Annotated in this window: 27 protein-coding genes and 1 tRNA gene; 8 read left to right on the forward strand and 20 right to left on the reverse strand. The window is 60.7% G+C overall.

What is annotated here, in order from left to right:
* Window positions 1–191 precede the first annotated feature (191 nt).
* The 4 genes from rplS to BGC09_RS04915 form a co-directional block, all read right to left on the reverse strand.
* Window positions 192–656 carry a 50S ribosomal protein L19 gene (gene rplS / locus BGC09_RS04900; RefSeq protein ID WP_069802685.1) on the reverse strand — a complete coding sequence of 155 codons (465 nt, stop codon included), beginning with the start codon at window positions 654–656 and terminating at the stop codon, window positions 192–194.
* A 411-nt stretch (window positions 657–1,067) separates the two neighbouring features.
* The gene (gene rpsT / locus BGC09_RS04905; RefSeq protein WP_052890862.1) at window positions 1,068–1,343 is read right to left on the reverse strand and encodes a 30S ribosomal protein S20; all 276 of its coding nucleotides are present in this window, start codon (window positions 1,341–1,343) and stop codon (window positions 1,068–1,070) included.
* 687 nt (window positions 1,344–2,030) lie between these two features.
* On the reverse strand, window positions 2,031–3,545 hold the full coding sequence (locus BGC09_RS04910) for a L,D-transpeptidase (RefSeq protein WP_176728843.1): 1,515 nt from the start codon (window positions 3,543–3,545) through the stop codon (window positions 2,031–2,033).
* Window positions 3,546–3,989: 444 nt separating this feature from the next.
* Window positions 3,990–5,129 (reverse strand): cystathionine gamma-synthase, encoded by a 1,140-nt coding sequence (locus BGC09_RS04915; protein ID WP_069802690.1) that lies wholly within the window; start codon window positions 5,127–5,129, stop codon window positions 3,990–3,992.
* A 334-nt stretch (window positions 5,130–5,463) separates the two neighbouring features.
* On the opposite strand from BGC09_RS04915, the gene BGC09_RS04920 reads away from it, so the two are divergent.
* On the forward strand, window positions 5,464–6,477 hold the full coding sequence (locus tag BGC09_RS04920) for an alpha/beta hydrolase (protein WP_069802692.1): 1,014 nt from the start codon (window positions 5,464–5,466) through the stop codon (window positions 6,475–6,477).
* A gap of 88 nt (window positions 6,478–6,565) precedes the next feature.
* The gene (locus BGC09_RS04925) at window positions 6,566–8,008 is read left to right on the forward strand and encodes a hypothetical protein (protein ID WP_141727645.1); all 1,443 of its coding nucleotides are present in this window, start codon (window positions 6,566–6,568) and stop codon (window positions 8,006–8,008) included.
* Between the two features lie 534 nt (window positions 8,009–8,542).
* Here BGC09_RS04925 and BGC09_RS04930 read toward each other — a convergent pair.
* The 3 genes from BGC09_RS04930 to BGC09_RS04940 all read right to left on the reverse strand — a co-directional run bounded on the left by BGC09_RS04930 (window position 8,543) and on the right by BGC09_RS04940 (window position 11,516).
* On the reverse strand, window positions 8,543–9,757 hold the full coding sequence (locus tag BGC09_RS04930; RefSeq protein WP_069802696.1) for a rhomboid family protein: 1,215 nt from the start codon (window positions 9,755–9,757) through the stop codon (window positions 8,543–8,545).
* Window positions 9,758–10,304: 547 nt separating this feature from the next.
* Window positions 10,305–10,940, reverse strand: a complete 636-nt coding sequence (locus BGC09_RS04935) for a MarC family protein (RefSeq protein WP_069802699.1) — start codon at window positions 10,938–10,940, stop codon at window positions 10,305–10,307.
* A 192-nt stretch (window positions 10,941–11,132) separates the two neighbouring features.
* Complete coding sequence (locus BGC09_RS04940; protein ID WP_218103963.1) at window positions 11,133–11,516, reverse strand: hypothetical protein; 384 nt, start codon at window positions 11,514–11,516, stop codon at window positions 11,133–11,135.
* 354 nt (window positions 11,517–11,870) lie between these two features.
* Here BGC09_RS04940 and BGC09_RS04945 point away from each other — a divergent pair, with 354 nt between their 5' ends.
* Genes BGC09_RS04945 through BGC09_RS04955 form a run of 3 tightly spaced genes read left to right on the forward strand, consistent with a single transcriptional unit; the run spans window position 11,871 to window position 14,429 of the window.
* Complete coding sequence (locus BGC09_RS04945) at window positions 11,871–12,353, forward strand: hypothetical protein (protein ID WP_069802700.1); 483 nt, start codon at window positions 11,871–11,873, stop codon at window positions 12,351–12,353.
* Window positions 12,354–12,355: 2 nt separating this feature from the next.
* Window positions 12,356–13,030 (forward strand): hypothetical protein, encoded by a 675-nt coding sequence (locus BGC09_RS04950; protein ID WP_069802703.1) that lies wholly within the window; start codon window positions 12,356–12,358, stop codon window positions 13,028–13,030.
* Window positions 13,014–14,429, forward strand: a complete 1,416-nt coding sequence (locus tag BGC09_RS04955) for an MFS transporter (RefSeq protein ID WP_069802705.1) — start codon at window positions 13,014–13,016, stop codon at window positions 14,427–14,429. Before BGC09_RS04950 ends, BGC09_RS04955 begins: the two co-directional genes overlap by 17 nt.
* 178 nt (window positions 14,430–14,607) lie before the next feature.
* On the opposite strand, the gene tatC is transcribed toward BGC09_RS04955, so the two are convergent.
* The 4 genes from tatC to BGC09_RS04975 all read right to left on the reverse strand — a co-directional run bounded on the left by tatC (window position 14,608) and on the right by BGC09_RS04975 (window position 17,248).
* On the reverse strand, window positions 14,608–15,444 hold the full coding sequence (gene tatC / locus BGC09_RS04960; protein WP_084657957.1) for a twin-arginine translocase subunit TatC: 837 nt from the start codon (window positions 15,442–15,444) through the stop codon (window positions 14,608–14,610).
* A 117-nt stretch (window positions 15,445–15,561) separates the two neighbouring features.
* The gene (locus tag BGC09_RS23455) at window positions 15,562–15,939 is read right to left on the reverse strand and encodes a Sec-independent protein translocase subunit TatA/TatB (protein ID WP_069802708.1); all 378 of its coding nucleotides are present in this window, start codon (window positions 15,937–15,939) and stop codon (window positions 15,562–15,564) included.
* Between the two features lie 207 nt (window positions 15,940–16,146).
* A complete protein-coding gene (locus BGC09_RS04970) occupies window positions 16,147–16,449 on the reverse strand; it encodes a hypothetical protein (protein ID WP_069802711.1) in 303 nt (100 codons plus the stop codon).
* Window positions 16,427–17,248 carry an RNA polymerase sigma factor gene (locus BGC09_RS04975; protein ID WP_069802713.1) on the reverse strand — a complete coding sequence of 274 codons (822 nt, stop codon included), beginning with the start codon at window positions 17,246–17,248 and terminating at the stop codon, window positions 16,427–16,429. The genes BGC09_RS04970 and BGC09_RS04975 overlap by 23 nt, the downstream gene beginning before the upstream one ends.
* Before the next feature lie 105 nt (window positions 17,249–17,353).
* On the opposite strand from BGC09_RS04975, the gene BGC09_RS22760 reads away from it, so the two are divergent.
* Window positions 17,354–17,512, forward strand: a complete 159-nt coding sequence (locus tag BGC09_RS22760; protein ID WP_176728844.1) for a hypothetical protein — start codon at window positions 17,354–17,356, stop codon at window positions 17,510–17,512.
* Between the two features lie 323 nt (window positions 17,513–17,835).
* On the opposite strand, the gene acpP is transcribed toward BGC09_RS22760, so the two are convergent.
* The 9 genes from acpP to BGC09_RS05015 all read right to left on the reverse strand — a co-directional run bounded on the left by acpP (window position 17,836) and on the right by BGC09_RS05015 (window position 24,181).
* Window positions 17,836–18,096, reverse strand: a complete 261-nt coding sequence (gene acpP / locus BGC09_RS04980; RefSeq protein ID WP_069802715.1) for an acyl carrier protein — start codon at window positions 18,094–18,096, stop codon at window positions 17,836–17,838.
* Window positions 18,096–18,548: a transcription antitermination factor NusB gene (gene nusB / locus BGC09_RS04985; protein WP_069802717.1), complete on the reverse strand. Its 453-nt coding sequence runs from the start codon at window positions 18,546–18,548 to the stop codon at window positions 18,096–18,098. Before nusB ends, acpP begins: the two co-directional genes overlap by 1 nt.
* 211 nt (window positions 18,549–18,759) lie before the next feature.
* Window positions 18,760–19,092, reverse strand: coding sequence for an Asp23/Gls24 family envelope stress response protein (locus BGC09_RS04990; RefSeq protein WP_069802719.1), 333 nt, complete (start codon window positions 19,090–19,092; stop codon window positions 18,760–18,762).
* 105 nt (window positions 19,093–19,197) lie between these two features.
* Window positions 19,198–20,244 carry an ACP S-malonyltransferase gene (gene fabD, locus BGC09_RS04995; RefSeq protein ID WP_069802721.1) on the reverse strand — a complete coding sequence of 349 codons (1,047 nt, stop codon included), beginning with the start codon at window positions 20,242–20,244 and terminating at the stop codon, window positions 19,198–19,200.
* A 234-nt stretch (window positions 20,245–20,478) separates the two neighbouring features.
* Window positions 20,479–20,670, reverse strand: coding sequence for a 50S ribosomal protein L32 (rpmF, locus tag BGC09_RS23460; protein WP_081839034.1), 192 nt, complete (start codon window positions 20,668–20,670; stop codon window positions 20,479–20,481).
* Between the two features lie 80 nt (window positions 20,671–20,750).
* A complete protein-coding gene (locus tag BGC09_RS05000) occupies window positions 20,751–21,290 on the reverse strand; it encodes a YceD family protein (protein ID WP_069802723.1) in 540 nt (179 codons plus the stop codon).
* Between the two features lie 162 nt (window positions 21,291–21,452).
* Complete coding sequence (locus BGC09_RS05005; protein WP_069802726.1) at window positions 21,453–22,130, reverse strand: ATP synthase subunit B family protein; 678 nt, start codon at window positions 22,128–22,130, stop codon at window positions 21,453–21,455.
* Window positions 22,131–22,440: 310 nt separating this feature from the next.
* Window positions 22,441–22,956: a pantetheine-phosphate adenylyltransferase gene (coaD, locus tag BGC09_RS05010; protein ID WP_069802728.1), complete on the reverse strand. Its 516-nt coding sequence runs from the start codon at window positions 22,954–22,956 to the stop codon at window positions 22,441–22,443.
* Between the two features lie 1,137 nt (window positions 22,957–24,093).
* Window positions 24,094–24,181: transfer RNA gene (locus tag BGC09_RS05015), tRNA-Ser, on the reverse strand.
* Between the two features lie 53 nt (window positions 24,182–24,234).
* On the opposite strand from BGC09_RS05015, the gene BGC09_RS22490 reads away from it, so the two are divergent.
* Together BGC09_RS22490 and BGC09_RS05020 are read left to right on the forward strand one after the other, a co-directional pair.
* Window positions 24,235–24,432: a hypothetical protein gene (locus BGC09_RS22490; RefSeq protein ID WP_141727646.1), complete on the forward strand. Its 198-nt coding sequence runs from the start codon at window positions 24,235–24,237 to the stop codon at window positions 24,430–24,432.
* A gap of 88 nt (window positions 24,433–24,520) precedes the next feature.
* Window positions 24,521–26,074: a PP2C family protein-serine/threonine phosphatase gene (locus BGC09_RS05020; protein ID WP_069802730.1), complete on the forward strand. Its 1,554-nt coding sequence runs from the start codon at window positions 24,521–24,523 to the stop codon at window positions 26,072–26,074.
* Window positions 26,075–26,170 lie beyond the last annotated feature (96 nt).

Below are 26,170 nucleotides of genomic sequence, written 5' to 3' on the forward strand. Positions count from 1 at the left end.
CTCTCTCTGTCTGCTGCCTCAGTATCGCGTCCGTGCCTCTCCTTTCCCGTGCCCGCTGCCAGGTCCCAGCCGCAAAGCGAGCGAGCGAGTGAGTGAGCAAGCAGGCAAACGAGCGATGAAGAGAGAGCGAGCAAAGGAGAAACAGCGGAGCGTCTCAACAGAGCATAGAGAAGGCTGCCCGCAAGGGGAAGCTACTCCTCGCCCTTGCGCTCCTCGGCCAGCGCCTCGCGAGCCGCGGCGGCAGCCTCTCGGGCGGCAATCTCGGCCTTGCGCATCGGACGGACCTCCTTCAGGCGGGCCGACTTGCCGGAACGCTCACGCAGATAATACAGCTGCTTACGGCGCACCCGCGCATGACGGAGCACCTCAATCTTCTCAAGGCGGGGCGAATGGAGCAGAAAAGTACGCTCGACACCGATCCCATGTGCGGCGATACGGCGCACTGTAAAGGTCCGATTAATGCCGCCGCCGTGTAAGCGAATCACAACGCCCTCGAAGGGCTGAACACGCTCATCTTTGCCCTCACCGACGCGCACAAGCAGGCGGACCGTATCGCCGGATTTAATTGCCGGCACATCCTTACGCATCTGCGAGCGCTCCACTGCCTCCAGCAGGGCGCGCCCGGCGGGCTTTGGAATCTCCTGTTTCTCGGCCATATTCCCAGAAACCTCCACTCCGCTCCGTTACGCCACCAGGGCAGACAACCATGAAGGGGCCTGCTCTCTGAAGATCAAAGGGTGTTCTCTCTGGCTGACCAACTGGCTCGCTGCTGCCGTGCCGGAGACGGACGGACAGACAGTGGCCAGGCCGTGCGGTCCGGCTGGCTCTGATCCTGGTAGCGCCTGGATAGACGGATTGAGACAACACAAACGCAGGCGGCAATAAGCCAGCTTCCCAATAAAGCGGCCTCTTGCGCTGCTCTTTATCGTAGAGAAGACCACTTGTGCAGAAGAGAGGCCAAAGGCTCTCTTCACCTGCCGCGGGCCGACGCTCGCCCCCTATCTCTTGCTGGTTGCTGATAAGGCCCCGGCCCGGCTGCACCTGGCTGACGAGCTACCGATCTGGGCCTACTGAGGGGAACTCGCGGCTTTCGCGCTATTGAAGAGCTTCATCAAACGCGACTTGCGGCGTGCGGCATTGTTGGGATGCAGCACACCTTTCTTCACGGCGCGGTCCAGCGTACTGATGGCTTGGCGCACCGCCGCCTCAGCATCAAGGCCACTTGCAATCGCCAGGCGAGCTTTCTTAATCGCCGTCTTAACGGACGACTTCACGCTGCGGTTATACAAACGCCGCTTGCGCTCCTGACGCAGGCGTTTCTCCGCTGACTTCGTGTTGGGCATAGAAGCTTATCGAACCTCCCCGCTTCCTTAGCGATAATCACACGACAGCTACTCGTTGGCGCCTTTCACTCACGCGACGAGGGCCTGGCTGCTCTGCTGGCCGTAGCAGCTCGCCCCTGATAGCCTTACGCTCTGCTCTCCTTGAGGAGTGCTCCTCGGCGGTGGGGTCCAGCGCGGGCGGCGCCTCCCATCATCTCGGGTCACGCACGTTAGAGCGCAGCCGCCCTGTTGAGGCGCCAGCGACCTGGTCAACTGGCTCACTAGAGGTCGGGCCTTGCCCGCCCGGCCTGGTCGGCGGTCCTATCCCGTGTTGCGCTCCTTGCCAGGGGGCGCCTCTCTGGTGTCTGCTTGCTGTCTATGGATCAACTGGCTGGCTACTAACTTGATTGCCTGATTCGTGCAAGCAAGCAAGATAAGACCGGCGCATTGGCGCCGGATAGGGTGAGTGCTCAAGGATTGTAACATAGCCGGCGCTGGTTGTCAAACGCTCTTTGTCCCTTGTCACCCTGCTCCTGGCCTCTTTCTGTCTGGTGATGCGCGAGGACGAGGAGGAAGGGAAGCAGGAAGCAGCTGGCGAAGAGGGGTGATAGCTGAGCGAGGAGGCAGCAAAGAGAGGGGGCCTGGCCAGGCCCCCTCTCTCTCGCCGGAAGAGAGATCGCGCTGATCAAGCTGGTCGCGTCGGAGCTGCTAGTAGATAATCAACGGGGTTCCATAGGCGGTATGGTTATAGAGCCAGCCAGCCGCATCCGTCGGCATATTGATGCACCCGTGGCTCCCATTGCCAGCGAACTCCTCATCGCCGCCGCTATCGTAATGCGGAAACTCTGTGCCTGGGCCATAGTCGGCGCGCCACCAGCTATCGTGGATAAAGTAGCCATCCTGGCGGTAGGCCATTGCATAATTGATCTTCGTGTCGGGATACCAGAAGGCCGAGCCTTTCGGCTCGCTCGATTTAAAGACCGTCGGTGACTCCCGATCGAAGATATGGTAGATTCCCGGGGGCGAAGGCCGCATGTACTGCCCGGTGGTCACATAGAAGGCGCGTACGAGCTGACCATTATTGTAGAGGCGCAGCACCTGCTCTACCAGCGAAACCACCATGACCTCGCCCTGCATGAAGCCATAGCGTTCCATCAGCTGCAGGTCGGTCCTGTGCGCCTGGTTATAGGGCGTCTGATCGTCGTAGTCGGCCTCCATAGCCTGGAGCAGGGTTGTGCCGCGATTGATGAAGTCGATTGCAGCCTGGTAGTCGTCGATGGTCTGAGCCGTTTGCACCAGGTAATCTGCATCCGAGCCAATGCCCTGGTCCATATATTCGAAATCCAGCTCGTAACCGTGGTACTTGTGAGTGGCGCCCCAGTTTTTGACCTCCGTGTGGAACTGCTGGAGCAGGTAACTGGCTTTGCCGCGGTAGACCGTGAGCTGGATTGCGCCGATATCGTTATCGATCTGCGAAGAGACCTGCAGATAGTCGCCGATGGTCTGGGCCTGGTCAAGCGCGTGTTGGTCAGCCGCCAGCCGCTGCTGGAAGGTGCTCACATCCTGACCGTACTGCTGAGCCTGAGCAATATAGTCGCTGAACTGTTTCAGCTTGGCTGCGCCCACGTAGGGGATGGCTTGCGTGGAGATGACCACGGCTTGCGTGAACTGGGCATTGATCGTATTGATCAACCCCTGGAAGTCCGCAGGGGTCCGCGCCGAGTGGTAGCGCTGTTGGTCGGCCTGGAGTAGCTGCTTGAGAGACGTAGTATCCAGGCGCGAAGCCTGAAGCTGACTAATGACCTGATCAAAGGTTTGCATTTGGCTGGCGGCAGTCGCCATCAGGCGTAACGCCTGGGTGTCCTGGCGAGCCTGGTTACTGATCTGCTGGTAGTCTCGCGGCAATTTAGCCTGGCTAAAGGACGTCTGCAGCTTGGCCAGGCGACTCTGGAAAGGTTGGGCCTCGGCAAAGCCTTGGGCCTGGCGCTCGGAAAGCAGACTGGCGTAGTTTTGCAGATCCTGCCAGGCCTGATAATCAAATTCGTCGGTGACCTGGGAAGTCAGCCCCTCGACTTGAGTGCACAGTTGCTGATAACGCTGTGTCAGATTCTGGTAGTATTGGACCAGGGGCTGATCGTTAAAAAAGCTCAGGGGCGCGTGGCTGGAGGCAAGCTGTGCCTCCTGATCCTCAATAGAGCTAAGCAGCGTTTGGGGCACGCCCACACTGCGCGCCTGGGCGATCAGGCTGTCAAGCCTGGCCTTGGCCTGGTTTGACGCTTGCTGCTGAGCAGAACCTCCACCGCATGCATTTAGTGTAAAAAATAAAAGAAAGATACTAAGCAAAATTGAGCTTTTCCAGAAGCGCTGCCGCGCTTTCCTCTCTGAGAGCTTCATTTCAGAGCAGCCTCCTGCTTTTTAGGCAGAGAAGAAGATTGATGGATAGGAATAAATCATTTTCCTTACTAAGGATAACGCTTTTTTGCTGGTGGACTACTCACTCTCCCAAAAAGTAACAGGGGAGAAAGGGCGAGGCCAGGCGGAGGCCAGGCGGAGGCCAGGCGGAGGCCAGGTAAAGTGCCTGCCTGCTGTCCTCGCTTTCTCCCTGAGATTCCTTCTTCGGGCTGCTTTTTTCCCGAGCAGTTAGCTGTGCTGGCGCGAGTGGCCTGTTCAAGCCAGAGCCTGCTCCAGGTCGGCGAGCAGGTCATCGCCATCCTCGATCCCCACCGAGAGGCGGAGCAGCGTCTCGGTGATGCCGCGGGCCTCGCGCATCTCGCGAGGAATGGAGCCATGAGTCATGCTAGCGGGGTGGCAGACCAGGGATTCGATGCCTCCCAAGCTTTCGGCCAGCGTGAAAACCTGGAAGCGGCGCACCAGGCGATCGACGTCCTCGCGTGTTCCCCTGAGCTGGAAGGAGACCATGCCGCCGGGGCCGTGCATTTGGCGCTGTGCCAGCGCGTAATCGGGGTGCTCACTCAGTCCGGGGTAGTAGACGTGCTCGACGCGCGGGTGCTCTGCCAGGAAGCGGGCCAGGCGTCGGGCATTCTCCTGGTGCTGCTGCATGCGCACAGCCAGGGTTTTGAGTCCGCGCAGGGTCAGCCAGCAGTCGAACGGTGAAGGAACGCCGCCGGCGGCGTTCTGATAGAATTTGATCTGCTGATAGACCTCTTCGTGGCTGGTGATCACCGCGCCGCCGATGACATCGCTATGCCCGTTGAGGTATTTGGTGGTGCTATGGACCACAATATCGGCTCCTAGCTTCAGCGGCTGCTGCAAATAAGGCGTAGCAAAGGTATTGTCGACGACCAGGAGCAGGCCGTGGGCGTGGGCCACCTCGGCAACGGCAGCGATATCGACCAGGCGCAGCAAGGGATTGGTTGGACTCTCTAGCCAGATCAGCCGCGTGGTTGGGCGGATGAGGCTGGCGTAGCTCTCAGGCGTGCTTCCCAGCGGCACATAATCGCAGCTTATCTGATAGCGGCGCAAAATTCGCTCGAAGAGGCGATAGGTACCGCCGTAGAGGTCATCGCAGGCGATCAGGTGGTCGCCTGCGCTCAGCAAGCTCAGCACGGCGCTCTCGGCGGCCATGCCCGAGGCGAAAGCCAGGCCGTAGCTTCCCTCTTCGAGGGCCGCCAGGCAGGTTTCCAGGGCCTGGCGCGTTGGGTTGCCGGTACGCGAATACTCAAAGCCTTTGTGGCCGCCCAGTCCCTGCTGGGCGTAGGTCGAAGTCTGAAAAATGGGTGGCATGATCGCGCCGGTGGAGGGATCAGGCTCCTGGCCAGCGTGGATGGCCCGAGTTGCAAACTTCATCGCAGCGCTCCTTGTTCTTAGAATGGCTCTCCTCAAAGAGTTCGAGGATTGCTCATCATGGTACTCTTTCCGCCGGTGGCTTGGCCAGCCCTTCTCTCCAAGCAGGCAAGGGTAGCGCTGCCATTGACCTGTGTGGCCCTGGCGCGTTACCATACAACAGGAAGCGGAGAAAGGAAGCGGGCGTAGGCCGGCCTGTGGTGTGCATTCTTGCCTGTCACGCCGGGTGCTCTCCGCCAGTAGAGCTGGCCTGATGCTGCTCTCGGCACGATTCGCTACGGTCCGCTCCCGCGAATGTTGCACGACACGCTCAGGTAATAGTAAGGAGGTCTCTCTGATGGCGTCCCTGTTCTCAACCAGCGCTGGCTTGTCCGAAGGAAGAGCAGCGGAGGCAACGCGGCGCAGAGAAGAGGCGGGAGTCGTGCTAGTGCATGGCCTCAACGGCAGCCGGTATGATATGCAGGAGCTGGAGAGCTATTTGAGAGCACGGGGTGTGGAGGTAGTGAATTTGCTCCTGCCCGGACATGGAGAGGAAGACATCGCTCGGCTGGTCGAGGTGAGCTGGAGAGACTGGGTGGAGGCGGTGCGTTCGGAACTGCAGGCGCTCAAACGTCGCTGTGCAGCGGTATTTCTGGTGGGCCACTCGCTGGGTGGGGCCCTGGTGCTCTACGTGGCTGCACAGGAGGCGGTGGATGGTGTTGTGGCGATGTGTGCACCGCTGCACCTCTATTCCTGGACCCTGCCTTTCATTCGGCTGGCGCGCCGGCTGATGCCGCGCATCCGCTGGGCCTGGGAAGACATTCGCGATCCGGCGGCGCGCTATGCCTACAGCCGTGAGCGCTTCAAGCAGAGCCAACAGTGGCGGGTGCTGGTGGCCATTGAGAACCTGCTCGAGTTCCTTCCCCATCTGAGGCAGGCCCTACCAGCGGTAACGGCTCCGACTCTCATCATGGTAGCGCGCTACGATCACGTCGTTCCCCCACGCGATGGCCAGGCTATCTATCGTCAGATCAGCTCGCGCGAGAAATATCTGGTCACCTTTCATCGCTCCTACCACCTGATTACCAAGGACTATGACCGCGAGGAGGTCTTTGAGAAGACGGCGGCCTTTATCGAGGAGCAGGCGCGCCAGCGTGGGGTGATCATCCAGGGCAAGAACCATCAACGAGCCTGGCAGGAGGCCGGCAAGCCTTTTGATCCGCCGCCAGTGCTGGGACTGCAGACGCGCTGCTGGCGCTGGTGTCAGCAGCAGTGGCAGCTCACGAGTATGCGCGTGGCCCAGTTCACCCAGTGCTTCACATCCTGGGCTACTCTCGTGTATACTCAGACGGCGAAGAAATTGAAGCCATGATGTGAGGCGACAACTAGCATTGGCTCATCAGGTGAGTGATCCACCGCGTGCCCCAGCTGACTCTGCTCCCGGTCCGCAGAGTCGCTATATGCATCTATCGAGAATCGGCCTGCTGGCTATGCTGAGCCTGATCGGGCTGCTCCTGGCCTGCTTCAATGGCCTGCTCATCTATGGTCTGACCCCCCAGGCTCAACAGGCAGCCGCACGCTCGGCGACGGCGACCGTGAGCGCTCTTGAAACCCGTGTTGCCTCTCCGATTGTCATAACGCCAACTCCGACCCCAAACCCCTCGGCGACGCCGACGCCCAATCCGCCGATTTTCTGGCCCAGTAACGGCGCATCCAACGCTGTGCTGCAGTTGCCACAGGGTCGCTATTTGCTCTATGAGCAGCCCTACAATCCGAACCGACCCAGCAACCCCAAAAACAGTCAAAACCCCAACAGCCAGCAAGGCAATCTCTTCCTGGCTCCTTTAGGCGGCCAGCCGGAAGTTCTCAATGCACCGGGCTACATCTACAACCAGGCGGTACGGCCTCTGCTCACGCCCTCCGGCCAGCTGCTTTACAGCGGCGATGGTCTCTGGCTTCTCGACATCTTTAGCGGGCAGGCCACGCAAATCGCCACCATCGACGCCGACGAGGTGGTGACCTCAATGGCCCTGAGCAGCGATGGGCACTGGCTCGCCTGGAGTAGCGAACCCTCCAATGGACGGGGCACGATCAAGATTTACGCCGGGCCGCTGGCCAGCACCCATCTCGTCTATCAGCAATCGACCGCCGACTGTCCCTGTTTCCGGGTTTTTGCCGTGCTTCCGGCGAGTAGCAACAAGCAGGTGCTTGCCTATCTCCTGCTCACGGACAGCCGTGGCAGCCATGAAGCGATTCAAAATGGCCTTTGGGTGCTGCCGATTACCGGCACAGTTGGGCAGGAGCAACGGCAGCCGCAGGAGATTCTCGACGAAGATCCGCAGCAGGGGCCGCTGCTGCTCTCGCCCTCTGATCGCTTCCTCCTCTATTCGCCCAACGAGGGGCAGGTTCCCTATCCGACCGATAATAGTGTCCCGGCGGACATCGCGGCCCTCTCCTATGCCAACAGTTTGAGTCTGGCTTCGTTGGGAGGTTCGCCGCCGGCGCTGGGAAAGGCCCAGGTTGTGCTCCCTGCGCAGCGGGCGCTGCGTAGCATTGCTGATTATCACTGGGTGACTACGCCGCTTTTTAGTCCTGATGAGCGCTCTCTGGTCTATGTAGAGTTTTCCAGTGACGATCAGCCGCCCTATGGGCGTCACAGCGCCCTCTACACGGTGCAGGTGAGCGATGGCAATGGCCATCTGCGTGTGACCAGACCCGTGCTCCTGGCGACCTCCACCGCTGCTTTGGTTGAGTTGGGCACCTGGCTCAACGGGCACACACTGACTTTCTATGCCGATGGGAACATCTTTGCTCTCGATCTCACCAGCGGAGCGATCGCAACGCTGGTCCAGGCGGGAACCTATGTGCGTGCCCTGGCTGTTGTGGGCACGGGCCGTGTCTGAGCGCACGGACCCCTGGCCTGGCGCTTGTCGGGCCGACGACTTCCCTCTCTTGCTCAACTGAACAAGAAAAAGGGAGCTGAGCGGGGGGGTAAAGGGCATGGATAGGATCATGTGACTCAGCCGGGTCACAGCGAGATTGCAGGCTCAGCTCCTTATATTTAGTTTACTCTGTCTACCAACAGGCAGCGGGCGAGCAGAGCCTCTTTTCTCCGCCATCTTTGCTCTTGCGCTATGGGGACTGAGAAGGGAGCAGAAAGAAGGCAGGCGAAAGGAGAGCGCGGACGGCAGCAGGCAAGGGCCAGCCTGTTAGGCCAGCGGGCAGACCCGCGCCTGAGTGGAAAACAATTCCCCCCCCTTGCGCAGGCCAAGCGCTCAGCCAGTTCCGCGATCTGAGCTGCTGTGGCGCTTCGACCCGATCGGCTGCGATGCACTCGCGGCGGGCAACTCCTTACGCTTGTCTGGTAAGCCGTGGTTCTCCTTCCTCCCCGCAGCCTGGCTCAGCCCGGGCCGGCCAGCGCTGCGGGGCGGGCTGAGCTAGAGAAAGCGCCGCTCCAGCGGACGACCGAGCAGGAAGCCCAGCACCAGACCCGTGATCAGGCCGCCGATGTGGTCAGACACGGCGATATTGCTGCCGGGAGCGAAACCCAGGGCCAGATTGAGGCCCAGCCAGAAGAGCCAGTTGATAATCGCCCCCTGGCCGAAAGGTCCCAGCGCGCGCCGGTTCATAATATAGAAGGCGCCAAGTGCGCCGAAAACGCCGAAGATCGCTCCCGAGGCGCCCACACTCAGCACCGTCGTGGGCATCAGAAAGTAGGTAGCCAGGCCGCCGACGATCCCCGAGGCGAGGTAGATGATCAGGTAGCGTATCTTGCCATAGAACAGCTCAGTGGCACTGCCAATCAAGAACAGTGAGAGCATATTTAAGAAGATATGGAGGATGTTCGCGTGCAAGAACATCGCTGTGAAGATGCGCCAGTAGTCCCCGACCTGGCTGACCTCTCCTCCCAGCTGGTAGAGTACATTCTCGTCGATAAAGAGGCTCTGGCTCAAGAAAACCTCGACAAGAAAAACGGCGACGTTGATAGAGATCAGGGCATTCGTTACCAGGCGTGGGTAGCGGCTCAAGATAAAGCGTCCGCGCGTGACCTGGCGTTGGAACTGACTGCGCTGGGACCAGGGAGTCTGCTCCTGTGGCAGCGGCTGACTTGGGCTGGTGGGTGCGCTGGGTGAGGGTGAAGAGGGTGAAGAGGGTGAAGAAGGAACCCCCCGATAGCCGAAACCGAAGCTCTCCTCGAGAGGAGGAAAAGCCCGCTCGAAGCGTCCTCCGTAGGAAAGGCGCGCGGCGCGTGACCGTGCCAGGCCGGCATCGTAGTATTGACCCAGGGCCTGCAGCAGATAGGAGCGCAGTGCGTGGGCGTAAGCATTGGCCGGGTCTTGAGCGATATACTGGTCGACCTGGGCCAGAGCCTGATCGTAGCGCTTCTCCAGCAGCGCCAACAAGGCTCGGGCTAACAAGCTTTCCGGGCCGCCCTCCGGCTGTAGCTCCTCGACTTTCTTGCAAGCCAGAGTTACCACCCGGTAGTCCCCCAGGCCCAGGTTAGCCTCTGCCAGGCCCAGGTGCACCTTGGGGTTCTCTGGATCAATCTGGGCGGCGTGGGCAAAAGCAATGGCTGCCTCTCGCGGTTGTCCCTCGGCGAGGGCCTGTTTGCCCCGTTCCAGGTAAGATTGAATCTCGGTCTGTGCTTCCAAATTGTCTCCTCCACTCAGGCGTAGTGCCACACTATACCGTCAATGCTCCTGCTCTTGGCTGGACTGGCTGGCCGTGTGATCTATCGCAGTAAAATAAGAGCTTCTGATCGTTCAGCCACTCCCTTCAGTAAGGTGTGCGACAGCAAGCAAGGGCTACCAGGTCCTGAGCGTCTGACTGCTTCGCTGGTATTCTGGGTACCACATCCTACATGATATCATAGGGACATGCTGCCAGGGGCCGCTGGGTGAACCCGGTGAAAGAAGTCCCTGTCTCTTGCCCGGCCAGGCTCATGATCTGGCCGAGAGAGATTCGGGGGCAGCCGTTTCTCCTTCCTGAGCAGAGGGCACCTGGCTGCTGTCCTGCTTCGCGAGGGGGGAGGCTGCCGACAACTGGTCCCGGGCCCGAGGTCGCTGGGGCTGTTGACACCCTCCGTGCTCAAGAAATACTACGTATGGCCTGGCAAAAGGTGACAGGCCTCTCCCCTCTTTTTTGTGGTGCCTCTTGCAGCGCTACTCTAAGGCGGAGGCTCCCGCCTTGCTGCGGCCCTCATCGCAGCAGACCGCTGGTGTGGATGAAGGTTAGCATTCCATTCAGGATGAACTGGATGGCGAGCGCTGCCAGCAAGATGCCGAGGATGCGCGAAAGGACCAGAATCCCGGTTCGCCCAATGTGCTCCATGATCCAGGCGCTGTGACGCATAACAATCCAGGCCGCCACCAAGGAGGTGGCAATGGCGGCGGCCACAGAGAACAGTTTGAAAGGGTCGGGCAGCGCCTGATCGACGTAGAGAATGGTGGTGGCGATCGTCCCCGGGCCGGCAATCATCGGAATGGCAAGAGGAAAGACACTAATGTCCTCGCGCGTCATGGCTTCTTCCTCTTCGGCGGCAGTGCGGCGTGTTCCCGAAGATCGCCCAAAAAGCATCTCCACTGCGACGAGGAAGAGCAAGGCTCCTCCTGCCATGTTGAAGGCGTAGAGGGTAATCCCTAATCTATCCAGTAGGAAGCGGCCAACAAATGCGAAAAAGGCAATGATGGCTGCGCTAATTAAGATGGCGCGGGTGATCACTATGCGGCGCTGGGCCTCATTGAGGTGGGCCGTCAGCGCAATGAAGACGGGTGCTAACCCGACAGGATCGATGATCGTAAAAAAAGTTACAAAGGCACGTGTTGTAAAGACCACTGCAACGCCTCCCTCACTCGACTGGCTTGCTGTAGTATACGAGAGAAAGCGCTCGCTGGCAATGTAGCCGTGATAGCCTGCGTCAAGTGAGGGAAGGAGCGGTTGCCAGGGCCTGATCTGCGGATAGCGGCTAGCCCCGCGAGGAAAGCAGGCCCGGCGACAAGGGAGTGAGTCAGTGTGCAGAGGAGCGAGCTAGTCGCCCCGACGATAGTATGGACGGCGGTGGCGCCAGGCGCCGAAAGTGATCAGGTGCCAGAGAAACACCAACAGGATCGCGCCGATGAGCGCCCGGAAAATGGGGACGCCGTAGACCGTGGGGTCACCGGTAATGGTGAAAGGAAACAGGTGGGTGAACAGCCAGATGCCGATCAATCCTGCAATAATCGCTCCGATGATGCCCCCTGGCAGCCGCCAGCCGACAATAAACTCGGCCAGGAGGCCAGCAATAGCGGCAATCACCAGGTAGATGACTGTTCCGACGGTCACCGTCCAATGAAAATCTCCGATATTGATGGTAAAGAGCGGCGAATCTGAGGTAAGAGCAGCGATCGCTGCAGACGTCACAGAAGCAAACATAGAAGTTCCCTCCTTCTCTTCGAACCGGGCCTTATGGCCCGAGCCGGTCCCCTCTCGTGCCACCTCATCCATGATCTCTTGCTTTGACAATACACGCAGGACGCGGCTGAGAGCAAGTCAACAATAAAAGATTCAGCAATTTCTCAGCTAACGCTCAGCTTTCTAAGGGAAAATGGCCTGCCGTGAGCGGTCTGTCGCCGGAGCGGACTCAGCAGCGTATACAGGTAATGAGAGCCTTGTCTATGGCGAGGCCGGAAGTGGTCGACTGCCGCGCTGGTGGTCGCTGTTTAAGGCCATGCGTTATAATCAGGTAGTACAGGCTTCTCTAAATCTTTGCCGGGAGGTCTCTTTCTTATGCAAAGCGCAAAGCGCTATTTGCTGGTGATTGGGGTTGGGGTGTTGGTGTTGCTCATTGTAGGCTTTATCCTGGCTGCTCTCTTCCATGTTTTGCTGGCAGTGCTCTATATTGCTCTGATCATCCTGGCTGCAACGACGCTGATCGCTATTGCTCTTCTCATCTATACTATTCTCGCCCTGCTGCGAGCAATTACGACAGTGCGCAACGAGATGCGTCCACTCCTGGCCTCGGTGCAGGAGACGGTTGGCGTGGTCAAAGAGACGGCGCGTACTGCTGGTCACACGGTGACAACGGTGGGGAGCGCGGCCCAGTTGGCGCGTGATTTCGCCCTGGCGCCGGGGATTCGCGCCGTGGCCACTGTGCTGGCGGGGCAGCAGGTGCTACGTATCTTCCTGGGCAAGGGCCGCGCCCGCCGCAGCGAAGAGCGCCGGCGCCAGCAGATGCGTGCCATCCGTGCTCAAGAGGTTGGAGGAAAGTAACGATGTCCGTCCCTGTTCTGGCTGCTCTTGCTGCCAATCCACTGGAGACCTGGGGCCAGATTGCGGCGATTGTGCTGGCTATCGAGTTGTTTGTCTTTGTCGTGTTGGCGCTGGGACTGTCCATCGGCTTATTCTTCGCCTTTGCCTGGGTCCAGGAGAAGAGCGAGCTGATTAAGCGTCTACGCCCGGCGGTCGATCAGCTCAACCAGACTCTGGAGGCCGGTGCCGCCGAGCGACCCGCTGAAGGAGGCGCGTTAGAGCATCCGCTGGTCCAGGGTGTGGTCAGCCTGCCGGAGCGGGTGCGGGCGGTTGATCGACGTGTCGAGGAGGGAAGCGACCGGGTGGCGGAGGCAGTGATCGAGTTCCGGGCGCGGACGGTGATGGTCAAGGAAATGGCCAGGGCCTTCTTCTTGCCGGGGTTGGTGCGACGCGAGGTGCGTGAGCGAGAGCTGCGTCGTGCTGTGGAGGCAGGTGAGGAGCTGCGAGGAGCGCCGCGCGATGCCGATATCGGACCGTTGAGAGCGGGCCGTGGTGTCTCCGCTGACCTGCCTGTTGTTGCGTCCGAAGCCCAACAGGGAACTGGCCAGGCTGCCGAGGCGGGAGGGCTTGCTCCCACCAGAGAGGAGGCGCCTGCTCACCAGGCGGTGCAATCCGTGCGCCATGTCTCTCCTCGTTGACTACGTACGTCAGTTTACCCGTTTGCAGCGGAATGCTCGCCTCTATCTGATCAGCAACGCGCTCAGCGGGGTTTCGCTTGGCATTCTGCTGCTGCTATATAATCTCTATCTCGATGCCCTGGGCTACCGCGCTGACTTCATTGGGGCCGTCCAATTTGCGGCTACCGTCGGGGCGGGTCTGGCTATCTTTCCCGCTGGCCTCTGTGTTGACCGTTTAGGCGGCAAGACAGTCCTGATCGTAGCCAGTCTCCTGATTGGTCTGCTGGGGGCTGGCCAGATCCTCTTTCGGCAGGCCCTGCCTTTGCTCATTACCGCTTTCCTGGCGGGAATAGTCAGCGCGGCCCTGCTCGTCGTCAATGCTCCCTATCTGACTCAGAACAGCTTGCCGGCAGAACGCTCCCATCTCTTCAGCCTCAATCTGGTCGTGACGCTGGTGACCTCGGTCGCCGGGCGTTTGCTCGGGGGAGCGCTGCCCGTCTGGTTTCGTCAGCTACCCTGGTTCATGGGGCCGCTCCCGTTCCCTCTCAATGGACTGCTCGCGCCTCAAGCGGGGGCCCGAGCCTATCAGCTGGCCCTTATTGGGGCTGGCCTGCTGGCGATCCCCAGCCTCATCCCCCTCTTTCTGCTCGATCCTGATCCGCGGCCTCTCTCAAAGCCAGCCGCTGGTGGAAGGCTCAGGTCTCTGCTGACCGGGGGTGTTGGCGGTCTCGTACCTCGTAGAGTCAGGTCCAGCTGGCGACGCTGGCTCGACTGGAAGCTCTGGAGGCGCTGGTTGGGCAGTGCCCTGGTGCTGCTCACGCTGGAGCAGGGGCTGATTGGCTTCGGGGCTGGTCTCTTTATTCCCTACTTCAATCTCTTTTTTGTGCGTCATCTGGGGGCCAGTTCCTGGCAATTTGGTCTCATCGATGGGGGGGCCACCGCTCTCACCGCGGGCGCCACTCTTCTCGCCCCCTGGCTAGCGGCGCGCCTGGGCAAGGCGCGAGCCGTAGTCGCGACGCAGGCGCTCAGTCTGCCGCTCATGCTGGTTCTGGGCTTCAGTCCTTCCCTGTTGCTGGCGGCCCTGCTCTATCCACTGCGTCAGGGGGCGATGGACATGACAATGGGTGTGTTGCAGGCTTTCTCAATGGAGGTTGTGCCGGCGCAATGGCGTGGGCTGGCCAACAGCAGCTACCAGGCTGCCTATTGGATCGCCTACTCCTTGTCGACTCCCATCGGAGGGGTTGTCATCGTTCAGCAGGGCTATTCGGCGATCTTTGTGCTGGCGGCCATCAGCTATGCCCTTGCCATCCTCGTCCTCTGGCAAGGTTTTGGGCGTGACCCGCAAGAGAGAACAGAAGGAGAGGCCGGGATGAATCCGTCTGATCGGGGAGCAGCCGAAGCTGAGGCCCGGCTGCGCTGAGCCCGGCTCGTCTTCTGATGCGCCCTGATGTGCCCGCCCCTGTCAGCGAGGGGGGGAGTTTCTCGCTTGAGATTGAAGTGTGGGCACCTCTGGCGATGGCCTGAGTGTCGGGTGAGAACGAGAGCGAGCCTGGCGAGTCGAGTCGAATCTATCTTCTCCAGGGCTCGCGCAAGCTCGCTCAGGCGCCAACCTTACTGGGACGGACCATAAAGCGGATCAGTAGAATGGTCAGCTCGTAGAGACAAGACATTGTCACCCCCAGGATGATCGGGCTATAGAAGTCGGCCCCGGGGGTTAAAAAGGTCGAGGCGATCCACAGTCCGACGTGGGAGGCAGCGCGGCGACGCTTCAACGTTTCGGCGCTGACCAGACCGAGCTTGGCCAGGAAGGTCAGCACCAGAGGAATCTCAAAAACGATCCCGAAGGCCAGCAAGAAGAAGGCCACGAACGTAAAGTAGCTGTCTGCCGAAACCAGCTCCACAAAATCGCCGGACGAGAAAGCGATCAACCATTGAACCGGGTACTGCAGGACCACGAAGCCGAGGGCAATACCAGCCACGAAGAGGAGGCTGCCCATGATCAAGAAAGGCAGGGCGGCCCTTTTCTCGTGGCGATAGAGACCGGGGGCGATAAAAGCCCAGGCTTGATAAAGGATCACCGGCATCGCCAGCAAGATGCCAACCGCGATCGAGACCTTGAGAAAGACCGTGAAGCCCTCGGCCAGACCGATAGTGATCAAACCCTTGCCTGCCAGCTCGCCGTGAGGGCCGAGGCGCAGGCCAGCCGTCAGCGTTGGCAGCGGCAAGGTCAGGAAACGCAGAATCGGTTCGCGGAAGATAAAGGCGACGACCGCTCCAACGACGACCGCGATCAGCGACTTAAAAATGCGCCAACGCAGCTCCTCCAGATGCTCAACGAGCGTCATGGAGGCGCCATCGTCCTCTTCCTCCTCAAAGCGGAAGGTCTCATTCAGATCGGGCATCAGGTCAGGTTGTGGTAAGTTCCCCGTAGCCATGCTCTTCCTCTGCTCACTCCCGGCGGTACAGGGCGGGCTGAACCGATAGGACGCATCTACTCTGCATAGCTGCTATCTTACTCCCTTGTACTGCTCCAGTCTGTCCAGTGCGGCGTCTCATTCAGCCTTCTGCCTGCTCTCGCTGCTGGCCGGTTCCGTCTTACTGGTACTGGCGGGAGAAGCCTGGCCCTGGGCTGACTGAGGCTGCATCTCGTGAACCAGCTCGGGAGTTGGCTCAAAGAGCGGGTCCTGTCGCAGGCTACTGCCGCTGCTCAGGCGGTTCAAATTATTGCGCGCGGCGTAGGAAGGGGAGAAAGGCTCATCTAGAGGATCATGCTCATCCTTGTCCTTTGTGAGATCGCTCATCCCCTTCCGAAACTCCTTGATACTCTTGCCGATGGCCGAACCCATTTCGGGCAGGCGCTTGGGGCCGAAGATCAGCAGGGCGACGATCAGAATGACGACCAGATCGAGACCGTGGAATCCGGGGACCATAGTTGCACCCTCTCTTTTCTTGTCTTGTCTTGCCTTGTCTTGCTTTGCCTGATCAAGGCGTGGCGCCTTCCTTTATGCACTCCGAAAGCGACGACACTCTTCTTCTTCCATTAGTTATTGTAGCTCACGCTTGCTGTTCTTGCCAGGAACACTCCTGCTCTGGGGGAGCGGGCTGAGAGCTGGCGTGGCCGGCGGCATGCTCTCCCTCTAGCCGGAGTAAGCGGGATAGGAAGACAGCTCTCGCTGGTGGGGGGTCAGCAGAGACTGCACACAATCCAGGCCGAGGCTCAGCATACCGGCCCCGGCGGCACCAAGGGCCACCAGGGCGGCGGCGCGGCGGCGGCTCAAGCGCCGTTCGCCCAGCAAGCGAGCGATACGTTGACCACTTTCCAGAGAAGCCGCCTCTCTGGTCACGCCTGCGCGCAGGCGGGTTTCCAGATCGGGCGGAGTCGGGGCCTGCTCGCCGTAGTGGCGCAGGAGCAGCACCTCAACAGAGTCCAAAGGCTGCATAGCGTCTCCCATTGTACCAGGGAGGACCGGAGGCCAGCCGCTCAGGTCTCTCCTCACTGGCAGCATCTCCTATGTGAAGCGTCTGCTCGGACTGGAGTGGCGTCGCCTCCTCGCTGGTTGCGCGCGGGGAGGGAGCTGGTGCTCCGGGCGCGTCGCCGGACTGGCAAGCGGGAGCGAGATCGGGTCGGCGACGCGGGCCATCGGCGCGCTCCAGGGCGTAGAGCTGCTGGAACTGCCGGCGAGCGCGTACCAGGCGCTGACGAACCGCCGGCTCGCTCACGTCCAGCATCTGAGCGATCTCTGCGCTAGAGAAATCGCCCACCACTGAAAGCAGGAGGCAGACCCGCAGTGGCTCCGGCAGGCGCTGCAATGTTCGTTGGACGGCATCGCGTTCGGCGATCAGGTCACCAGGGTCGGAGCCGGGTGCGGCCCCATAGCCATCGGGCTGGACGGGAGCCGCCTGGGCCGCGAGATCCTCTGTTAAGCGTTCGCCCTCTGACTCCTGATCGCGTCGGCTCTGGTTGCCGAGCGAGGAGAAAGGTACAAAGCGGAAGAGGCGCTTGCGGCGCTCCTGCATACGGACCGTATTGAGAGCGATCTTCAGCAGCCAGGCACGGGCATTAAAGTGGGGGCCGCTGGAAGCGCGGGCGGCCTCGATACTTTTCAGCGCCTGTTGAAAAGTATCCTGAGTGAGGTCCTGGCTTTCCTCCCAATCGCCGGTCAGGCCATAGATTGTATGGAAGACCAACTTGCCGTACTGCTGGATCAGCGCCTCAACGGCCTGGGCCGCGGGTACCATTGCTATCTACATCCTCACTCGCTTGACGTCAACCGGAGCCGGAGGTAGCCGGCCAGAGGAGGGAAATCTCTCCTTACTTAAGGAGATGCCTGGGGGAGAAGAAATGTGACAGAGGGAAAGGTGAGGGGGGAAGACGAGATCAGCGGCGACCACCGCCCCACCCATCCCACGCCACATAAGCCATCGAATCTGGCTGGAGAAGCGCGTCGTGCTCGGCGCTCGCCGACCAGCCGACCCGACCAATTGACCAATCCGACCGGGTGACCGGGTGACCGGGTGACCGAGTGACCGACCGCTTGACTGAGCGCATAAACGAATGGGCAAACGTAGCAGGAAAAAGCAGAGAGGCGGTTTGACCGGCTGTCTGGCAACAGACAAGCCGACGCGACGAGCGCATCTACGGCGTGATCCGAGAGCGTCCCGAAGTCCCCAGGGAAGGTGGACGGGGAAACAAATAGAGCCGTAGAGCTGCGGCCACCGCGCCGCCTCCTGTCTCCCACCTGCTTCTCGTATTCGCAGAAGAAGATCGAAGCGAGTCAGGTCAGTGAATAATAAGGTCGGATCAGGTCAGCGCAGCTCCAAGGAGCTTAGCGCAGATGTTCCTCAATATATTCCTGGGCCTCACCCACCGTCGTGATCTTCTCGGCGTCCTCATCTGAGATCTGGAGCTTAAACTCCTCTTCCAGAGACATGATCAGCTCCACCAGATCCAGGGAGTCCGCGTTGAGATCCTCGACGAAAGAGGCGCTGGGGACCACCTCGCTCTCATCGACGCCGAGCTGCTCAACGATGATCCGCTTCAAACGCTCGGCGACGGAGCCGGAGCCGGAGCCAGAGCCAGAAGCCATTAGGATGTCACCTCGCTTTCCGCTGTTGGAGTGGGCTGCTGTTGCTGTGCCCGTGCAAATATTGTGCCAAGGACGCCATTGACGAAGCGGCTTGATGAGTCGCTGCCAAACAGCTTGGCTAATTCGACTGCCTCGTTAATGGCTGCCTTTGCTGGTACCGTATTATTAAACAGAATCTCATAGATTGCAAGTCTGAGGATATTTTTATCGATGCGAGCCATTTGTGAAAGCGGCCATTCGCGTGCAGCGCTCTGGATCTGCGCATCGATCGTCTCCAGGTGGGCGCAGGTGCCCTCAACCAGCTCAAGGGCATAATCCACCACCCGGGGATGCAGATTGCGCTCCTGGGCATGGCGCCGCACCACCTCGACCGGGGGGTGCTGTACTGTATCGAACTCATAGAGCGCCTGCAGCGCGACCATTCGGGCCTGTCTGCGTATCCCTAGCGGCATAGTGTCTTCACCCAATCGCTGGTCTAGCTTGCTGCTGGCTTTGCCCGACCGCGTGCGCTTGCGCGCGAGCAGGAAGCTAGCTTCTGTCGAACACGCCTCATCGTGGATGCCACATCTCCTCTCTCTACTACCTAACCTACCTACCTAACCTACCTGCCTGCCTGCCTGGTGTAACTGCGTCTCTCACGTCTTCCTGCCTCTGCTCAAGGCGTTAAGCCACGTCCTGGATGTAGACATTGATCTCACGCACCTGCATCCCGACCATATGCTCCAAGGCGGCGGCCACCTCTTCCTGGACCGCGGTGGCGACCTCGACGACGTTGACGCCGGAGGCCACGACCAGGTAAAGGTCGACGCTCACGGTATTGTCCTTGACCGTCAGAGCCACACCCTGGCGCGGGACCTCGCGACCGGCAAAAGCCGGCCAGCGCTCACTACCGCGGGCCAGGCGGACCACGCCGGCCACCCCTAGCGCGGCATTTGAGACGATAGTAGTCAGAACCTGGCGGGCGACGCGCACCACGCCTGGAGGCTCATTGGTCATATTGCTTACTCCCCTTCGACTGTGCAGCATGCTGACGGGACGCTGGTTGCTCGCGGCTCTCTTGCCGCGGACTTGCGGGCAAGAACCCGTGATTATTATACCGTATCAGAGCTGGAGCAGCCCTTGCTCACGCAAGGCGGTCACCGCTTTGTCCAGTTCGCTGGCGTTACTGATGGACACAGTGGTAGCGTCGCGAACGATGCGTTTGACCAGGCCGGTCAGCACCGAGCCGGGGCCGATCTCCAGATAGATGCTGACTCCGGCAGTGGCCAGGTACTCGATGCTGCGAATCCACTGCACGGGGGCGACAACCTGCCGCGCCAGCTCCTGGCGCAGGGCCTCTGCATCGGTCAGCGGGCGCGCCTCGATATTGCTGATAATCGGAATGGCCGCGTTGTGCAGCGGAGTCGTGGTCAGTACCTGAGCTAAACCGGCGGCAGCGGGCTCCATGACTGGGGAATGGAAGGCGCCACTGACTGCCAGGGGAATGACCCGTTTGGCGCCGCGCGCCTTAGCTCGCTCCATTGCCAAAGCGAGGGCGTGCTGCTCACCGGAGATGACGATCTGGCCGGGGGCGTTGAGGTTGGCCACGCTCACCTTGCCCCAACCGGGATGACTGGCCTGAGACTGGGCCGCTTCTCCTTGCCGTGTGGCCTCCTGACTGGCCTCCTGGCAGATCTCCTGGAGCGTGGCCTCATCCAGGCCGATCACTGCCGCCATTCCGCCCGGGCAGGCGCCCCCTTCGTGGTGCATCAGACGTCCCCGCTCCCGCACCAGGCGCACGGCGTCCTCCAGGTCGAGGGCGCCAGCGGCGACGAGGGCGGCATATTCTCCAACGCTGTGGCCGGCGGTGAAGGTGGGGGTCAAAGGGGACGACCAGGACGACTGGCTAGACTGGGGGGCAAGCCGCTCCTGCAGGGCGGCCAGGAGGGCGAGGCTGACAGTGACAATTGCGGGTTGGGCGTTAATCGTCTCACGTAGCTGCTCTTCCGGTCCCTGGAAGCAGAGGGTACTGAGAGCCAGGCCCAGAGCCTGGTCGGCCCGCTCAAACACCTGGCGGGCCGCAGGAGACTGCTCATAAATATCGGCCCCCATGCCCACCGTCTGACTGCCCTGTCCAGGAAAGAGGAAAGCTATGCCTTGTGCTGTCATAGGGTTACACTGCGCGCGAGGGGAAAACGCGGCACGAGCGAGGCACTGGGGCCGACTGACTCAGCGTCGTATCTGCTCTGGCCGTGCCTCGCCCGACCGCGGGTGTGGCCTCGCGCTCTCTCCTCTTCTCGTCGTAGTCTCGCGTTGCCTGCCCACCTCGTCCGTGGGGGGCAGGTCTGCTGGCATGCTGGCATACTGGCATGCACCACAGTGCGCACTGTGGCAGGGCGACCACTAATGCTTGCGCTCCTTCGGCCAGAAGACCTGGCGACCGCGGTAGGTGCCGCACTTAGGACATGCGTGGTGGGCGAGCCGCGGCGAGCGGCACTGTGGGCAGAGCACCAGCTGAGGCAGCTTCAAGTGGAAATGCGCGCGCCTCTCGCCCTTACGCGCATGGGAAACTCGCTGTTTTGGTAATGCGCCCATAGAATAAAGCTCCTCCTCTATCTCCTAATCGGGCTGGCTGGCGGGAACGGGCTGGATGGCCAGCGTGACCAGCGAGCACGTCAAGCCTGCGACGGTAGACGCTGTTGCAACAGCTCGGCCAGCGTGCCCCAGCGCGGATCGATCTCCGGCTGGCACTGGCAGGGTCCCAGACTCAGATCGTGGCCGCACTGCGGGCAGAGGCCCGGGCAATCCTCGCGGCAGAGCGCGCGCATGGGCAGCTCCAGCAGCAGGTGCTGGCGCACGGCTTCGCTCAAGTCAAGGTGATGGTGCTCGTCAATCGGAAAGCCCTCGTCCTCACCCAGAGGTGGGGGAACAGGCACACCGCTGGTGACATCGATGGTAGGATAAAACAGCTCCTCGAAGGTGATATGCATGGGCTGCTCAAAGGGCTTCAAGCAGCGGTCGCAAACCATCGGGAGGATCAGATCCACCCAGCCATCGACCAGCAACCCGTAGTCGGTGCGTCGCATGCGGACGTGGCCGTTGATAGCGCCGAGTACCTTGAGATCGCTATCCAGCTGAACATCTTCTTCATGAATATCTGCCTGGAAGGCGGTCCCGATGGACGCCTTCAGCAGTTGCGCCACGTTGTACTGCATAAGAAACGGAACCTCACTTTTTGCCCCAGAGTAGACGACTAAACGGGAGAAGGGCTACAAATAGAGCTGAACAGGTCAGGCTGTCTGTCGATGGCGCAAGTCTGGAAGATACTCAGCTTCTCACGTACGCTGGTTCATTATAGGTGACCCTGAGAAGGTGTGTCAAGCCCTTGGCTCGGGGCGGCGTGGTGGCTCGCCTGGGCGCCCCAGCATGGGGCCGCCCATCGTATCGGCGGCCAGGGAAGAGCGGCGAGGGGAAGGATGGGGGGGGAGAGCATCCTCCGCCTCCTCCTCAACGGCGTAGAGGGCGTAGTCGTCCTCTGACAGCTCTCCGGCGGCCTGCCCCTCGCCTTGACTCTCTTCTTCAACATAGGGTGAGGAAGCCTCCAGGCTTTCCAGGCCCTTCTCGATGCTGAGAATGGTGCGGCTGACCTCCGTCTCGATCGCTGTCAGGTGCTCATGCAGGGAGCGCAGGGTCTCCGCGACGTAGGCGTTGGCCTCGCTCTTGAGCTGCTGGGCCTGTTCCTCGGCCAGGCGTACCAACTCTTCTGAGCGCTCCTCAGCCTGGCGCAGCAGCCCCTCGCGGTCCATGACGCGCTCGGACTCCTCGCGGGCCTTGGCCAGGATGCTGGCGGCCTCTGCCTGGGCCTGAGCCAGGATGCGCTCCCTCTCCTGCAGAAGGCGTCTGGCCTGCTTGACCTCTTCAGGAATGGCGGCCCGCATTTGATCAAGGATCGCCAGAATCTCGGCTTCCCTGACCATGATCTGATTGACAAGGGGCATCCTGCGGCTGCTGGCGATCAGGTTTTCCAGGCGATCTACCAGATAGAGTATATCCACACTGACCCTTCCTCTTCCTCGTGCTCTCTTGCGGCTGGCTGACAGCACTACTGACGAACCGATGAGCGGTTGCTCCGCCTACAGGCTACTCCGCTATGTTGCCCGCAGCATACCGGCCAGCCAGCCTGCTGCTACCTGCCTGCCTGCTTGCCTGTACCGATCGGCCTCGGGCCTTCGATCAGAAAGCCTGTCACGGGCTGTGCTGTGGCCTGTGACCTTCCGCTCTCTGCCGGTGGCTGCGTGCTGGTGACCTGGCCGAGGCTGACGACGTCACGCCTCATCATATATTGATGGCCGAGTGGCGCTCCGCTCAAGTCTCGCTCTGGCCGAATTTGCGCAGCAGGGCTTTAATGACCGCTGGCGGCAACATGTCGCTGACATTCCCTCCTAAGCGGGCTACTTCCTTGAGCAAGGAGGAGCTGACAAAAAGATGCTGCAGATTCGTCAGCAAACAGACGGTCTCGATTTCTGGAGCCAATTTGCGATTCATCAGCCCTTGCTGAAACTCGGCCTCGAAGTCATTGGGGGAGCGCAGGCCCTTGACAATGACGGAGCCTCCCACCGAGCGCACGAATTCAACAACAAGACCGTAGAATTTCTCGACGCGGACATTGGCGAGGCCCTCGGCGGCAATGACCTCTTCCCAGAGCTGCACCCGCTCGTCGACAGAGAAGAGCAGGTTCTTATCGGGAACAGCGTAGACTGCCACGATCAGCGTATCGAAAAGGCGGGCGCCGCGCCGCGCAATATCCAGGTGGCCGTGCGTGAGCGGGTCAAAGCTGCCCGGATAAACGGCAATCCGTTGACGTTTCTCTACGTTGCTCACACGAACATCCCTTCACGATGCTGAAGCGGCCCTTGTCCATCTCTCTGTTGAGTGACCGACCGCTGCGTCTGCCAGCGGAACCAGGAGCGCTCTCTGCAGGCAGCCAGATAGCCAATCTGGGCCGGCGTTCGGTTCGGCACGGCTCTGCCTGCTCTGGCCTGGCTTGCGCGCCGGCCTTTTCTGCTGCCCTTCCTTGCCGTCTGGCATGTTGCTCTGTTGCCTATGATACCATACCTGCTGGAGATGGGGCAATGCGTGAAGCTGGGGCCGGAGCTGGCCGCCACAGCAGGCGGACGGCGTATAAGAGCGTTGGCTGTGGTCAGTCAGACAGGTAGCCGGACGCACTGTTAAGGGAGGAGTGCGGAGCTAAAAAAAGTCGGTGCTCGTTACGAGCACCGACCTGGCAATAGGCAGGGGCGGCAGGACTTGAACCCGCAACCTGCGGTGTGGAGCTACTCCACCGCAACCCGTATCTGACGGGCTGCAGGCGATGTCTCCCCGAACCGGACGTGCACCTTTCGATGCATCCGGCTCTCCAGAGGTCGGAAGCCAACCACGGGTCTCGACGTCAACCTGGCTTACGTCGGCCTCGCGTGGGAGGCAGACCTCCTGCATCCCTTCCCCATGTCTCAGGCATTACCCTGAGCGTTTGAGTACTATGGATGCTCCGTCACCATGCACCTTACGGTGTTTAGGTGATCCCCCAGTTGCACTTCTGCTCTGCTCCGGGTTTAGGTGCCTCGTTCGCCGCCGCACTCGCCTGGACGCCGCGCGCCTGACGAGAGCCTCGCTGGAGAAGCGGTTGCCAGCCCTCCAAATTACGACTGGCAATCCAGCGAAGCGGGCGACTGAGGTTCAAGCAATCCAGCCTTCACCATGCCCGGCCTAGCTGCCCGGTGGGCGTATCACCAGCTGTTGCTCGTGGCGCAGGTCACCGGACTTTTCGACCATGCTGTTGTCCCCGCCCCCTTTCGGGGGCCAGGTGAGGTCGTGCTTTAATCACACCCGCTTCAGTGATGTTGCGCTACCGCAACAAGAGCAGAAGCACCACAGGGGCGCGCTTTGGAGACCGCTGCTCTACCGATTGAGCTACACCCCTGTACACGGGCCACCGGACTTGATTTGTCAGCGGCTCGGCGGAGAGGGTGGGATTCGAACCCACGAGGGACTTTTGATCCCTAGCGGTTTAGCAAACCGCCGCACTAGGCCTCTATGCGACCTCTCCTTGTGAGTTCAGGGTTCCTCTGCGATTGTCATCACAAGGATACTCCACTTCTTGTGAATTGTCAAGCCCCTTCCCTCGTTGGCTCTCAAGGCTGGGGGGTCCTGATCTATCCTGCCCGGCTCTTCGAGGTCAGGTTGCCCGCCCGCTGGGAGGGAGGGGGCTGGCGTCCGCTCTCTGGCGTTTGCGGGCGCATGTACCAGGAATTTTGGATGGTCATGCTGCACACTGTGCGAAGTGGTGAGTATACTTAATATTGTTGGCAAGAATTGCAAGAAACGCACGATGCTGAGCTGATTGTGAGTGCCCGGCGCGACCTGGTAAAGAGAGGATAACGAAGCGATGCTGGGGCAATTCAACATCGGCTACGGGGTCCGCCAGATTCCGCTGCCCGCGCGGGCGCTAGCCTGGTTCTGTGCGCTGGCTATCCTGGTTTGGGTTTCGGGCGGCTTCCCGCCTCATGCCTGGTTGCTGCTCTGGCAGACGCTCCAGCAGCTGCCAGTGCTCTGGGCGGCCCGCGGTCCCGCTCTTCTTCCCCCTTTAGTGGGATTGGTTATCCTGGCCCTGCTGCTGGTCGCGGCCTGGATAGGGCTATTGCTGGCTGGCTGGCGTCTCCTGCGGACCTGCTGGACCTCCTGGCAGGAGCGTCGGCTGCTCAAGCAGGAGCTTGAGCAGTTGCGCGAAGCTGAGGTCCAGGCGACCCGGGCCGCGAGGCGCTATCAACCCGGCGCCGGGGAACGGTCCCGTTCGCAACCGTTATCGGCCTACGGCGGAGCGCCTCCTTCCCACACTCCCTGGGCTGGCTCTTCTGACTCGCTCTCACACCCGCCGGTTTCCGTCCCAGCTTCCTCTCCCGGTGTTGAGGCGAGTGTCGCCCCTTCTCTGGAGTCGCGGCGCGCTCTTTGGGCCGATTTCCCTACGCAGGTCGATCTCTCTCTCTCGTCCCCACCTGCTCTCTCCGCGCTGATGGCGGCCCCCACCGAGGAGCAGCTCGCCTTTCCCACCGCTGCAGAGGCCCAGGTCTTTGAGACTCCCACCACTGATAGGCCAACCTCAGTGGAGAAGAGTATTGGTGGACAACGTACGGAGACGCTGACGGGCCTGCCGCCGAAAGGAGCGCTGGTCATTCGTATGGGGGCGATCACCGACCCCGGCCTCAAGCGTAAGCATAAGCCCAATGAAGATAACCTGGTTGCTATTCAGCAGCAACGTACCCATAGTGGCCAGACCTTCGGCCTCTGTGTGGTGGCTGATGGAATGGGTGGCCATTCCAATGGCCGTGAGGCGAGTCGTCTGGTGGTCGAGACCTTTTGCGAGCTGGCCCTGCCCGCGCTGACGAATTCGATCGAGAACGATGAGGCTTTCTTGACTGGCGTTCTGGTTGATGCGCTGCAACACGCGAATCTGAAGCTCTACCAGCGCAATCGCGCCGAGAAGGCCGATATGGGAACAACAGTGACGGCGGCCTTGCTGCTCGATAGGATGGCCTACGTGCTGAATGTAGGCGATAGTCGAACATATCTCTATCGTCCGGCAACGGGCCTGACCCAGGTCACGCAAGATCATTCGGTCGTGGCGCGCTTACTGAGTGCAGGCTCTATTTCGCGTGAGGATGTCTATCGTCATCCGCAGCGCAATCAGATTTATCGCTGCCTGGGGGATCGTGCGGCGGTCGAGGTCGATGTCTTTGCCGTGCCTTTGCTGAGGGGCGATAAGCTGCTCCTGTGTTCAGATGGCTTGTGGGAGATGGTGCGCGATCCTCAGATTGAGCATCTGCTGGGCCTCAATGCTGATCCTGTGACGATTTGTCAGTGTCTGCTGCAGGCGGCACTCGACGGCGGCGGCGATGATAATGTGAGTGTCATCGTGGTCGAGGTGCTACAGGTCGCGGCCTGAAGCTGGACCGACCCCTGGCCTTCTGGGGCGGGATGAGCTGGCTGTACCTCTATTGTCTGTCTGGCTGTCTGGTATCTTCCTGATGTTCCCTCTGCT

The organism is Thermogemmatispora onikobensis (genome assembly GCF_001748285.1).
In the GTDB taxonomy this organism is placed as follows: Bacteria; Chloroflexota; Ktedonobacteria; order Ktedonobacterales; family Ktedonobacteraceae; genus Thermogemmatispora; species Thermogemmatispora onikobensis.

Coding starts and splice junctions, on each gene's coding strand:
- BGC09_RS04925 (WP_141727645.1), top strand. CDS start 6,566: ATGCATCTATCGAGAATCGGCCTGCTGGCTATGCTGAGCCTGATCGGG.
- BGC09_RS04915 (WP_069802690.1), bottom strand. CDS start 5,129: ATGAAGTTTGCAACTCGGGCCATCCACGCTGGCCAGGAGCCTGATCCC.
- BGC09_RS05000 (WP_069802723.1), bottom strand. CDS start 21,290: ATGCAGTACAACGTGGCGCAACTGCTGAAGGCGTCCATCGGGACCGCC.
- BGC09_RS04990 (WP_069802719.1), bottom strand. CDS start 19,092: ATGACCAATGAGCCTCCAGGCGTGGTGCGCGTCGCCCGCCAGGTTCTG.
- rpmF (WP_081839034.1), bottom strand. CDS start 20,670: ATGGGCGCATTACCAAAACAGCGAGTTTCCCATGCGCGTAAGGGCGAG.
- acpP (WP_069802715.1), bottom strand. CDS start 18,096: ATGGCTTCTGGCTCTGGCTCCGGCTCCGGCTCCGTCGCCGAGCGTTTG.
- BGC09_RS05020 (WP_069802730.1), top strand. CDS start 24,521: ATGCTGGGGCAATTCAACATCGGCTACGGGGTCCGCCAGATTCCGCTG.
- BGC09_RS23455 (WP_069802708.1), bottom strand. CDS start 15,939: ATGGTCCCCGGATTCCACGGTCTCGATCTGGTCGTCATTCTGATCGTC.
- BGC09_RS04945 (WP_069802700.1), top strand. CDS start 11,871: ATGCAAAGCGCAAAGCGCTATTTGCTGGTGATTGGGGTTGGGGTGTTG.
- BGC09_RS04975 (WP_069802713.1), bottom strand. CDS start 17,248: ATGGTACCCGCGGCCCAGGCCGTTGAGGCGCTGATCCAGCAGTACGGC.
- BGC09_RS04940 (WP_218103963.1), bottom strand. CDS start 11,516: ATGTTTGCTTCTGTGACGTCTGCAGCGATCGCTGCTCTTACCTCAGAT.
- rpsT (WP_052890862.1), bottom strand. CDS start 1,343: ATGCCCAACACGAAGTCAGCGGAGAAACGCCTGCGTCAGGAGCGCAAG.
- BGC09_RS04970 (WP_069802711.1), bottom strand. CDS start 16,449: ATGCAGCCTTTGGACTCTGTTGAGGTGCTGCTCCTGCGCCACTACGGC.
- BGC09_RS04950 (WP_069802703.1), top strand. CDS start 12,356: ATGTCCGTCCCTGTTCTGGCTGCTCTTGCTGCCAATCCACTGGAGACC.
- BGC09_RS04955 (WP_069802705.1), top strand. CDS start 13,014: ATGTCTCTCCTCGTTGACTACGTACGTCAGTTTACCCGTTTGCAGCGG.
- tatC (WP_084657957.1), bottom strand. CDS start 15,444: ATGGCTACGGGGAACTTACCACAACCTGACCTGATGCCCGATCTGAAT.
- rplS (WP_069802685.1), bottom strand. CDS start 656: ATGGCCGAGAAACAGGAGATTCCAAAGCCCGCCGGGCGCGCCCTGCTG.
- fabD (WP_069802721.1), bottom strand. CDS start 20,244: ATGACAGCACAAGGCATAGCTTTCCTCTTTCCTGGACAGGGCAGTCAG.
- BGC09_RS04920 (WP_069802692.1), top strand. CDS start 5,464: ATGGCGTCCCTGTTCTCAACCAGCGCTGGCTTGTCCGAAGGAAGAGCA.
- nusB (WP_069802717.1), bottom strand. CDS start 18,548: ATGCCGCTAGGGATACGCAGACAGGCCCGAATGGTCGCGCTGCAGGCG.